Below are 11,304 nucleotides of genomic sequence, written 5' to 3' on the forward strand. Positions count from 1 at the left end.
CGGCCGCGGCGGCCGCGACGGGCTCACGACGACTCCGGTCCCGACGACGGCGCCGCGGCCAGCGCGTCGAGCACCACGGGGACGAGCGCGGTGACGTCGCCCGCGCCGACGGTCAGGAGCAGGTCGCCCGGACGGGCCGCCGCGGCGACGGCCCGGGCCGCGTCGATGCGGTCGGCGACGAACCTCGCCCGTCCCGCGGTGGGCACCGCGTCGACGAGGAGCGCGCCGGTGACCGCCGGGTCGGGGTCCTCGCGCGCGGCGTACACGTCGGTCACGACGACGACGTCGGCCAGGTCGAGGGCGGCGCCGAACTCGCGCGCGAAGATCCGGGTGCGCGAGAACAGGTGGGGCTGGAACAGCACGACCACGCGCCCCGAGCCGACGACCGTGCGGGCGGCCCGCAGCACCGCCGCGACCTCCGTCGGGTGGTGCGCGTAGTCGTCCACGACCCGCACGCCCGCCACGGTCCCTCGGTCCTCGAACCGGCGCCCGGTCCCGCGGAACGCCGCGAGCCCACGGGCCGCCGCCTCCGGCGCCACGCCGAGCCCACGGGCGGCCGCCCACGCCGCCGCCGCGTTGAGCGCGTTGTGCGTCCCGGGGACCGCGAGAGTGACGTCGACCGCGACGTCGTCCGTGACGAGCCGGACCGACCAGCGGTCGCCGTCGGGCCGCAGCTCGCCCACGCGGACGTCGGCCGTGGCGGACGTCCCGTACGTCACCACGCGCACGCCCCGGTCGGCGAGCGCACCGGTCGCCGCCGTGACGAGGCGCGCCGCGCCCTCGTCGTCCGCGCACGCGACCAGCAGGCCGCCGCGCCGGACCCGGCCGGCGAACGCGACGAACGCGTCCTCGAACGCCTCGCGCGACCCGTAGTGGTCGAGGTGGTCGGGCTCCACGTTGGTGACGACGGCGACGAGGGGCTCGTACGCGAGGAACGAGCCGTCCGACTCGTCGGCCTCGGCGACGAACGCCGGTCCGTGCCCGTCGCGGCTGCCGCCGAGGGCTCCGTCCGCCGTGAGCACCGTGCCGCCGATCGCGAACGACGGGTCCGCACCGGCGTCCAGCAGGGCGGTCGCGACCATCGCCGACGTCGTCGTCTTGCCGTGCGCGCCCGCGACCGCGACCGCGTCGCGGTCCGCCATGAGAGCGGCGAGCGCCTCGGACCGGTGCAGGACCGTCAGGCCCTCCGCGCGCGCCGCGGCCAGCTCGGGGTTGGAGTCCCGGACCGCCGACGACACCACGACGGTGTCGGCGTCGCCCACGAGGGCCGCGTCGTGGCCGACGTGCACGCGCACGCCCGCCGACCGCAGCCCGGGCAGCGCGGGCCCGTCAGCCGCGTCCGACCCGCTGACCTCCAGGCCCCGGGCGGCGAGCAGCGCGGCGATCGCGGACATGCCGGCGCCACCGACGCCGACCAGGTGCACGCGGCCGAGCTCGGCCACGGTGCGCGTCATGCCGGCTCCCCCGTCCCGACGGGCGGCAGGTGCCGCTCGACGAGCCGCGCGACCTGCTGGGCGGCGTCCCGCACGCCGACCGACGCGGCCGCGTCGGCCATCCGACTCCGGGTCCCGGCGGACGCGTCGTCGAGGAGCAGCGCCGGGACGTGCGCCCGCACCCAGTCGGCGGACAGGTCGTCGTCGTCGACCAGCAGGCCGCCCCCCGCGGCCACGACGGGCGCGGCGTTGAGCCGCTGCTCGCCGTTGCCGATGGGCAGCGGCACGTACACGGCCGGGATGCCGAGCGCCGCGAGCTCGCACACCGTGCCCGCACCGGCGCGGCCGAGCGCCACGTCGGCGACGGCAAGCGCGAGGTGCATGTCGGAGAGGTACTCGCGCACCTGGTAGCGGTCGGCGTCGGGCACGCCCGCCAAGGCGGCGGTGACCGCGTCAGCCTTGCCGCGGCCCGCGAGGTGCAGCACCTGGGCGCCCCCGCGCAGCAGGTCGGCGGCCGCGCCCGCGACGGCGGTGTTGACGCTCACGGCACCGAGCGAGCCGCCCGAGACGAGCAGCGTCGGGCGGTCCGGGTCGAGCCCGAGCGCGGCCGCGGCCTCCCGGCGCACGGTCACCGGGTCCTGCGCGCGGCGGACGAGGAGGTCCGCGACGGCGGCGCGCAGCGGCAGACCGGTCACCTGCGCGCCGGGCAGCGCCGTCCCGGGGAAGGTGACGGCGACCTCGGCGGCCCAGCGGGCGCCGAGGCGGTTCGCGAGCCCGGCACGGGCGTTCTGCTCGTGGATGACGACCGGGATGCCGCGGCGCCGGGCGGCGAGGTAGGCGGGCGTCGCGACGTACCCGCCGAAGCCGACGACGACGTCGCAGCCGCCCGCGTCGATCGCGTCCTCGGCGGCACGCACCGCGGCGCGCAGCCGCGTCGGCAGGCGCAGCACGTCACCCGAGGGCCGGCGCGGCAGCGGCACGCGCGGCACGACGTCGAGCGTGAGCCCGTGCTGCGGGACGAGCGTGGCCTCGAGGCCCTCGGCGGTGCCGAGCGCCCGCAGCGCGACGCCGGGGCGCAGCGCACGCAGGGCGTCCGCGACGGCGAGCATCGGGTTGACGTGCCCGGCCGTGCCGCCGCCCGCGAGCAGGACGGACCCGGGTCGCGCGTCAGCCACGGGACCGTCCGATCACGGCGAGCGACCGGCGCACGACGCTCGGCCGGGCGGCGAGCGCCTCGGCCGCGCCGGGCTCGGAGCGCGCGAAGGAGATGACGACGCCGAGCGCGGCCATCGTCATGATGAGCGCCGACCCGCCGGCCGAGACGAGCGGCAGCGGGAGCCCGATGACGGGCGCGAGACCGATGACGACGGCGATGTTGACGAGCGCCTGGCCGATGATCCAGCACAGGATCCCGCCCGTCGTGATCTGCACGAAGGGGTCGGGGTGGCGGCGGATGACCCGCACCATCGCGAACGCCATGAGGCCGAACAGTCCGAGGACGAGCAGCGTGCCGATCAGTCCCAGCTCCTCACCGAGGATCGCGAAGATGAAGTCGTTGTGCGCGGCCGGCAGGTACGACCACTTCTCGCGGCTCTCCCCCAGGCCGAGCCCGCCCCAGCCGCCGCTCGCGAGCCCCCAGCCGCCGTGCAGCGTCTGGTAGCACGCGCTGCTCGCGTCGCAGTCCGACGACAGCCAGGACATGATCCGGTCCGTCCGGTTGTCGCTCGTGACCGTCAGCAGCGTCGCGACGCCGGCCCCGGCCACGGCCGCGACGCCGAAGATCCGCAGCGGCACGCCCGCGACGAACATCGCGCCCGCGACCAGCAGGAGCAGGACGAGCGCGGTGCCGAGGTCGTGCCCGGCGAGCACGACGAGCACGGCCACGCCCGCGACCGGCACGGCCGGGATGAGGGCGTGCTTCCACTCCCGCAGGAGCGTGAGCTTGCGGGCGAGCACGGCGCCGAGCCACACCGCCAGCGCGAGCTTGATCGCCTCCGACGGCTGCGCCGAGAACCCGCCGACGCACACCCAGTTCTGGTTGCCGCCCGCGCCGCAGCCGAGGCCCGGCACGAACACGAGCAGCTGGAACGCGATCGCGGCGCCGAGCACGGGCCACGCGAACGCCTGCATGACGCGCACGGGCAGGCGGGACAGCACGAGCAGCGCGGGCAGCCCGATGAGCGCGTACTTCGCCTGGTCGAAGAACACCGCGTACGGCGAGTTGCCCTCGTCGAGCGACTCGACGCTCGAGCTGGACAGCACCATGACGAGCCCGATGACGAGCAGCAGCGTCGTCGTGCCGATGAGCACGTAGTAGCTCGTGACGGCGCTGTTCCACTGCCCGAGCACCGACGGCCGCGGCTCCGCGTCCGACGGCGCGGGCACGACCGGCGTCGGCCCGGGCGGACGACGGCGCACCGACGGGACGGGCACGTCAGCCATCGGTCACGCGCCCTCGGCGAGCGCACGGGCGGCGGCGGCGAACCGGTCGCCCCGCTCGGCGTACGACGCGAACTGGTCCATCGAGGCGCACGCGGGCGCGAGCAGCACGGTGACGCCGGCGTCCGCGGGGGCCGCCGACGCGAGCCGTCGGGCCTCGTGCACGGCGTGGGTCATCACCGACCCAGTGTCACCGGCGTCGACCTCGACGACCGGGACGTCCGGTGCGTGTCGGGCGAGCGCGTCGCGCAGGGGTGCCCGGTCGACGCCGACGAGGACGACCGCGCGCAGCCGGTCGCGGCGGCTCACGACGAGGTCGTCGAACGTCGCACCCTTGGCGAGACCGCCCGCGACCCACACGACGCTGCCGGGGGCGAACGACGCGAGCGACGCCGCCGCCGCATGCGCGTTCGTCGCCTTCGAGTCGTCCACGTAGGTGACGCCGTCGACCTGGGCGACGGGCACGATCCGGTGGGCGCCCGGCGCGTAGTCGCGCAGACCGTCGCGGACCGCCTCCGGGGCGACGCCGTGCGCGAGCGCGAGGGCCGCGGCAGCGAGCGCGTTCGCGACGACGTGCGGCGGCACCGCACCGTCGGGACCGGCGAGGCGGTGCAGGTCGGCGAGCGTGCCGAGCTCCGCGGCGTGCGTGTGCCGCAGGCGCGCGAACCCGCGGTCGACCAGGACGTCCTCGACGAGCCCAATCTGGCCCACCGACGGCGTGCCCGTGGTGAAGCCGACCGCGACGCAGCCGTCGACGACGTCCGCCTCCCGCACGAGGTGCTCGGTCACCGGGTCGGCCGCGTTGTAGACGCACGCCACCTGCGCGTGCTCGTAGATGCGGCCCTTCGCGGCGGCGTACGCGTCGAGCGACCCGTGCCAGTCCAGGTGGTCGGGCGCGACGTTGAGCACCGCGGCCGCCTGCGCCGACATCGACGACGTGTGGTGCAGCTGGAAGCTCGAGAGCTCCACGGCGAGCACGTCGTGGCGGGGGTCGGTCGCGGCGAGCACGACCGGCGTCCCGACGTTCCCGACGGCGACGGCGTCGCGGCCGGCCGCCCGCAGGATCGACTCGAGCATCCCGACGGTCGTCGTCTTGCCGTTGGTGCCCGTGACGGCGAGCCAGGGCGCGGGCTCGCCGGACGCTGTCGTGACGCGCACGCGCCACGCGAGCTCGACCTCGCTCCACACCGGCAGCGCACGCTGGGCGGCCACCTGCAGGAGCGGGTGGTGCGGTGCGAGCCCGGGCGAGGCGACCACGAGGTCCGTGCGGTCGAGGACGGTCCCGGCGAGCAGCTCGTCGGTGGACAGCACGTCGTCGGCGGTGTCGTCGACGGGCACGACGAGCGCGCCGCGCGACGCGAGCACCTCTGCGGCCGCGCGGCCGGTCACGCCCATGCCGGCGACGACGACGCGCGCACCGTCCAGGTCGGGTCCCGCCACCTAGCCGGCCACCCACTCCGCGTAGAACACGCCGACACCGAGCGCGACGAACAGCCCCGCGATGATCCAGAAGCGGATGACGATCGTCACCTCGCCCCAGCCCTGCAGCTCGAAGTGGTGGTGCAGCGGCGCCATCTTGAACACGCGTCTCCCGGTCATCCGGAAGAACCCGATCTGGATGACGTCGGAGAGCACCTCGAGGACGAACAGGCCGCCGATGATCGCGGCGAGGATCTCGGTGCGGGACAGGATCGACAGGCCGGCGAGCGCGCCGCCCAGCGCGAGAGAGCCGGTGTCGCCCATGAAGATCTTCGCGGGGCTGGCGTTCCACCAGAGGAACCCGAAGCACGCGCCCGTGATGGCGGCGGCGACGACGGCGAGCGACAGCGGGTCGCGCGTCTCGTAGCAGCTCGGCCCGGCCGAGAGCAGGTTCTGGCAGCTCTGGTTGAACTGCCAGACGCCGACGACGACGTACGCGCCGAACACGATGAGCGAGACGCCCGTGGCGAGCCCGTCCAGGCCGTCGGTGAGGTTCACGGCGTTCGACCAGGCGGTGATGAGGAAGTTCGCCCAGACGACGAAGAGGATGAGGCCGACCGTCGCGCCCGCGAAGGCGAGGTCGATGTTCGTGTCGCGGATGAACGAGATGTGCGTCGACGCGGGGGTGCGGAACTTCTCGTTCGGGAACTGCAGCGCCATGACGGCGAACGTGATGCCGACCAGGCCCTGGCCGACGATCTTCCAGCGGGCCTTGAGGCCGAGGGAGCGCTGCCGCGAGATCTTGATGTAGTCGTCGAGGAACCCGACGACGCCGAGGCCCGTCATGAGGAACAGGACGAGCACCGCGGACGCGCTCGGCACGGTGCCCGTCGCGATCTGTGCGCCGAGCCACCCGAGCAGCGTCGCGCCGATGATGACGACGCCGCCCATGGTCGGCGTGCCGCGCTTGGTGAAGTGTGCGGTCGGGCCGTCCTGCCGGATGAACTGGCCGTACTGCCGTGCGACGAGGAACCGGATGAACAGCGGCGTCCCGAGCAGGGCGATGAGCATCGACAGCCCACCGGCGACGAGGACCGCGATCACCGGACGACCTCGCCGACGAGCCGGTCGCCGAGCTGCCAGAGCCCGGCACCGTACGACGACTTCACGAGGACGACGTCACCGGCCCGCAGCTCGGACTCGAGGAACCGGGTGGCCGCCTCGAGGTCGTCGGCGAGCAGCACCTCGTCGCCCCACGACCCCTCGTGGTTGGCGCCGTCGCGGATGGCTCGCGCGCCCTCGCCGACGACGACCGTGAGGCCGATGTTGAGCCGGACGACGAGCCGCCCGATGGCGTCGTGCGCCTCGCGCGCCTCGTCGCCGAGCTCGAGCATCTCGCCGAGGACCGCGACCGACCGCCGGTCGCGTCCGGCCAGCACGGCGAGCGCCTTGAGCGCGGCACGCATCGAGTCCGGGTTGGCGTTGTAGGAGTCGTCGACGACGGTCACACCGTCGGGGCGCTCCACGACGTGCATGCGGTGCGGGCTGAGGGCATCCGCGGCGCCGAGTCCGGCAGCGACCTCGTCGAGAGAGAGGCCCACGGCGAGCGCGGCGGCCGCGGCGGCGAGCGCGTTGTGCACGTGGTGCTCCCCCACGAGCCGCAGCTCGACGGGCACGTCCCGCGGGCCCGCGTCGCCGTCGGGCGCCTCGAGCATGAACCGCGCGCGTCCCGTGCGGTCGAGCACGACGTCCCGGGCACGCACCTGCGCGACCGACGACGCGCCGAACGTCACGACGTCGCCGGGCGCGAGCGCGGTCATCGCGAGCACGCGCGGGTCGTCCGCGTTGAGCACGGCCACGCCGTCGGGCACGAGGCCCTGGACGATCTCGCCCTTGGCGCGCGCGACGGCCTCGATCCCGCCGAAGCCGCCGAGGTGCGCCTGCCCGACGACGAGCACGACCGCCACGTCGGGCGGCGCGATGTCGGTGAGGTAGGTGAGGTGGCCGATCCCGCTGGCGCCCATCTCGAGCACGAGGAACCGCGTCGACTCGTCCGCCTTGAGGACCGTGAGCGGCAGGCCGATCTCGTTGTTGAAGGAGCGGACCGGCGCGACCGTCGGGCCCGCGCTGCCGCAGAGCTGCGCGAGCAGGTCCTTCGTGGTCGTCTTGCCGACCGACCCGGTGACGCCGACGACCCGCAGCCCGGCACCGCCCGGCTCGAGCGACGCGGCGCGCAGCCGGACCAGGACCTCGCGCGCGAGGTCCCCGAGCGCGCGCTCGACGTCGGGCACGACGACCGCGGGCAGCAGCCGGCCGTCGTCGGCGGTGAGCTCGCGCGCGGCGAGCACGAGCGCGGCACCGGCGGCGACCGCCGTCGCGGCGTAGTCGTGGCCGTCCGCGTGCTCGCCGGGCAGCGCGACGAACAGCCCGCCGGGGGCCGCCTCGCGCGAGTCGACGACGACGGGTCCCGCGACCACGAGCGCGTGCGCGTCGACGCCGGGCTCGGCGCGCAGCACACCACCGGTCGCGGCCGCGATCTCGGCCGCCGTGAGGGCGATCACGCGTGCGACTCCGCCCGGGCGCGGGTCGACTCGGCTCGCACGGCGAGCAGGACGTCTCGGTCGTTGTACCGGTGGAACACCCCGGCGATCTCCTGTGTCGGTTCGTGGCCCTTGCCCGTGATGATGACGGTGTCCTGGTCGGTCGCCAGGGCGAGGGCGTCGCGGATGGCCTGGGCGCGGCTGGTCGCCTCGTGCACGTCGGTGCCCGACGGGCGCTCGGCGCGGACGCCCTCGAGGATCGCGGCACGGATCGCGGCGGGGTCCTCGGACCGGGGGTTCTCGTCGGTGACGACGAGCACGTCGGCGAGCCGGGCGGCGATCTGGCCCATGATCGGGCGCTTGCCCTGGTCACGGTCGCCGTCCGAACCGAAGACGAGCACGAGGCGGCCCGGCGTGATGGGGCGCACGGCCTCGAGGGCGAGGACGAGGGCGTCGGGCGTGTGCGCGTAGTCGACGAGCCCCAGCGGGAACCCGTCCCCGCGCTCCACGACGCGCTCCATGCGGCCCGGGATCTCGTGGGCGTGCGCGACCGCGTCGATCGCGGTCGCGAGCTCGACGCCGGCGGCGCGCGCGAGCACGATCGCGAGGGCCGCGTTCGAGACGTTGACCAGGCCCGGCAGCGGGCTCGCGGCCTCGTGCCGCGCCCCGTCGGGCCCGCGCAGCGTGAACGTCGAGCCGACGCCGTCGAGGCCGATGTCGGCGGCGACGACCGCCCAGTCGGCGTCGTCGCCCACCGGGTCACCGACATGCGTCGCGACCGTCTCGACGGGGATCGGCGACGTGGCCGCAAGGCGGCGGCCCCACTCGTCGTCCACGACCACGACGCCCCGCCGCGCCTGCTCGGGCGCGAACAGCCGCGCCTTGTCGCGGAAGTAGCCGTCCATGTCGCCGTGGAAGTCGAGGTGGTCGCGCTGCAGGTTCGTGAAGCCCACGACGTCGAAGGTCAGGCCGCGCACGCGGCCCAGGGCCAGCGCGTGCGACGACACCTCCATCGCGACGGCACCGGCGCCACGCTCGCGTGCCAGGGCGAGGATGCCCTGCAGCGCCGGGGCCTCGACGGTCGTGCGCGGGCTCTCGACGGCCTCGTCGCCCACCTTGAGCTCGACCGTGCCGAGCACCGCCGTGGTGGCGTGCGCCGCGCGCAGCGCCGCGTCGACGAAGTAGGTCGTCGTGGTCTTGCCGTTGGTCCCGGTGACGCCGACGGTCACGAGGTCCCGGCCCGGGTGGCCGTGCACGTGCGCGGCCAGCGGCCCGGCGAGCTCGCGCGGGTCGGGGCTCACGAGCACGGGCACGGACAGGCCGGCCCCACGCACGAGGACCGCGCCCGCGGCGTCGGTGACGACGACGACGGCCCCGGCGGCCACCGCCTGCGCCGCGTACGTCGCGCCGTGCACCTTGAGGCCGGGCACGGCGACGAACACGTCCCCGTCGGCCACGTCGGCGCTGGAGACGGTGACGCCCGTCGCGGTGAGCGCCTCGTCGAGGGGCGTCGCGTCCGGCGGCACGACCAGGGCGAACGTCTCGGCGAGGTCGACCACCCGGTGTGTCGCGGGATGCTGGGGGCGCATCCGGGCCGGGGACGTCATGGGGAGAATCTACCCCGGTCGGACCCCCGCCACGCCCGGCCGACGGTGGCCGTGAGCACGCTCACCACGTCGTCGGGAAGAGCTGCGGCGAGGTGCCCGACGGCGGCACGCCCAGCTCACCGAGCGCGAACGCGGCGACGTCCTTGAACACGGGCGCGGCGACCGTGCCGCCGTAGATCGACGTCTTCGGGTTGTGCAGCACGACGCTGACCGCGATCCGCGGCGCGTCGACGGGTGCCACGCCGATGAACGACGCGGTGATGCCCTGCGTGCCGTTCTTCCAGTTCTGCGCGGTACCGGTCTTGCCGGCCACGCGGTAGCCGGGGATCGCGGCGCTGCCACCCGTGCCGTCGTCGACGACGCTCTCCATCATCGAGAGCACGGTCGCCGCCGTCTCGGGCGAGACGACCTGCGTCGTCGTGGCAGCCGGCGTCGGGGTGTACGTGCCGTCCGCGGCGGTCCAGCCCTTGATGATGTGCGGCTGCACGCTCACCCCGCCGTTGGCGAGGGTCGCGAACACCTGCGTCGCCTGCACGGCGGTCACGGACACGGCCTGGCCGAAGAGCACGGCGAACTTCGAGCGGCGGTCCCAGCTGTCCCAGGTCTCCCAGGAGCGCAGGATGCCGGGCGACTCCCCCGGCAGCTCGATCCCCGTGCGCGACCCGAAGCCGAACTTCGCGAGGTAGTCGTGCCGCGTCTGCTGCGACAGGTTCTGGCCGATCATCACGGTGCCGGTGTTCGACGACTCGGCGAGGACGCCGGTGGTCGTCAGACGCAGCAGCCCGTGCTCGTGCGAGTCCTTGAAGGTCTCGCCGTTCTCGGTCGTGTACGTGTACGGCACCTCGAACTGGGTCGTCGGCGTCACGATCCCGGCGTCCAGCGCGGCGGCCATCGTGATGACCTTGCCCGTCGACCCGGGCTCGAACACGTCGGACACCGAGCTCGCGAGCGAGCCGCCCTTGCTGTTCCCCGGGTCGTTGGGGTCGACCGACCCCGAGTCGGCGAGCGCGAGGATCTCCCCGTTCGTCACGTCGGTGACGACGACGCTGCCCGAGTCGGACCCCGTCGACGCGACCGCGGCGTCGAGCGCCTCCTCCGCCTTGAACTGCAGGTCCGACAGGATCGTCAGCTGGACGGACTCGCCCTCCTGGGCGGGCGAACCGGCCGAGTAGCCGCCGGGGATGGCCTGACCCTTGCGGCCCGCCTCGACGGTCTCGACGCCGGGCGTGCCCTTGAGCCGCTCGTCGAGCGAGCGCTCCAGGCCGTCCAGGCCGACGCCGTTGGAGTTGACGAAGCCGATGATGTTGCCGGCCAGGTCGCCGTTCGGGTACGTCCGCTCGGCGACGCGGTCCACGTTGATGCCGGGCAGCCGCAGCGCACGGATCTCGCGTGCGACCTCGGGCAGCACGTCCTTGCGGATGTACCGGAACTGCCGGTCGCCGACGAGCATCCCACCGAGCTCGGACGCGGTCATGTCGAGCAGCGGGGCGAGCCGCTCGGCCACGCCCATGGCGCCGTCCGACCCCTCCGGGGTGCCGGTGCTGCGGTACTCACCGACGATCCGCTGGTTGACGGACACCTCGTAGCGCTCGACGGACGTCGCGAGCGCACGCCCCTCGGCGTCGGTGATCTCCCCGCGCGCCCCGATCACGGAGTAGGAGCGCAGGCGCTGGTCACGCGCCTCGGCCGCGATCTCGGCACCCGCGAAGCCCTGCACGTAGACCAGCCGCCCGCCGAAGGCCAGCAGCACGACGACGACGAGCACCGTGAGGAAGCCCATCCGCCCGCGCGAGCCCGCGTCGACCTTCTGTCGCGGCGGGCCGCCACGGCCACCGCCGGGACGGCCGCCCGCGACGGGCCGGGGGG

The 11,304-nt window shown here is 75.0% G+C and carries 8 protein-coding genes; all 8 read right to left on the bottom strand.

Annotated features, from left to right (window positions below; translation table 11 throughout):
* Positions 1 to 23: 23 nt before the first annotated feature.
* A complete protein-coding gene (murC, locus tag CBZ_RS04305; protein ID WP_130780363.1) occupies positions 24 to 1,454 on the bottom strand; it encodes a UDP-N-acetylmuramate--L-alanine ligase in 1,431 nt (476 codons plus the stop codon).
* The gene (murG, locus tag CBZ_RS04310) at positions 1,451 to 2,608 is read right to left on the bottom strand and encodes an undecaprenyldiphospho-muramoylpentapeptide beta-N-acetylglucosaminyltransferase (RefSeq protein ID WP_130780364.1); all 1,158 of its coding nucleotides are present in this window, start codon (positions 2,606 to 2,608) and stop codon (positions 1,451 to 1,453) included. Before murG ends, murC begins: the two co-directional genes overlap by 4 nt.
* Positions 2,601 to 3,875: a putative lipid II flippase FtsW gene (gene ftsW / locus CBZ_RS04315; protein WP_130780365.1), complete on the bottom strand. Its 1,275-nt coding sequence runs from the start codon at positions 3,873 to 3,875 to the stop codon at positions 2,601 to 2,603. Before ftsW ends, murG begins: the two co-directional genes overlap by 8 nt.
* A gap of 3 nt (positions 3,876 to 3,878) precedes the next feature.
* Entirely contained in the window at positions 3,879 to 5,312 is a 1,434-nt protein-coding gene (murD, locus tag CBZ_RS04320; protein ID WP_130780366.1) for a UDP-N-acetylmuramoyl-L-alanine--D-glutamate ligase, read from the bottom strand.
* Positions 5,313 to 6,395: a phospho-N-acetylmuramoyl-pentapeptide-transferase gene (mraY, locus tag CBZ_RS04325; RefSeq protein WP_130780367.1), complete on the bottom strand. Its 1,083-nt coding sequence runs from the start codon at positions 6,393 to 6,395 to the stop codon at positions 5,313 to 5,315.
* Positions 6,392 to 7,852, bottom strand: a complete 1,461-nt coding sequence (locus CBZ_RS04330) for a UDP-N-acetylmuramoyl-tripeptide--D-alanyl-D-alanine ligase (protein WP_130780368.1) — start codon at positions 7,850 to 7,852, stop codon at positions 6,392 to 6,394. The genes mraY and CBZ_RS04330 overlap by 4 nt, the downstream gene beginning before the upstream one ends.
* Complete coding sequence (locus tag CBZ_RS04335) at positions 7,849 to 9,438, bottom strand: UDP-N-acetylmuramoyl-L-alanyl-D-glutamate--2,6-diaminopimelate ligase (protein ID WP_130780369.1); 1,590 nt, start codon at positions 9,436 to 9,438, stop codon at positions 7,849 to 7,851. Before CBZ_RS04335 ends, CBZ_RS04330 begins: the two co-directional genes overlap by 4 nt.
* Before the next feature lie 61 nt (positions 9,439 to 9,499).
* Positions 9,500 to 11,304 (bottom strand): peptidoglycan D,D-transpeptidase FtsI family protein (locus CBZ_RS04340; protein ID WP_307720744.1); only part of this gene is annotated, 1,805 nt, incomplete at its 5' end.

It is taken from the genome of Cellulomonas biazotea (genome assembly GCF_004306155.1).
Classification (GTDB): domain Bacteria; phylum Actinomycetota; class Actinomycetes; order Actinomycetales; family Cellulomonadaceae; genus Cellulomonas; species Cellulomonas biazotea.

Bases quoted from the DNA above. Each gene is read 5' to 3' on its own strand.
- CBZ_RS04335 (WP_130780369.1), bottom strand. From the start codon at position 9,438: ATGACGTCCCCGGCCCGGATGCGCCCCCAGCATCCCGCGACACACCGG.
- murC (WP_130780363.1), bottom strand. From the start codon at position 1,454: ATGACGCGCACCGTGGCCGAGCTCGGCCGCGTGCACCTGGTCGGCGTC.
- ftsW (WP_130780365.1), bottom strand. From the start codon at position 3,875: ATGGCTGACGTGCCCGTCCCGTCGGTGCGCCGTCGTCCGCCCGGGCCG.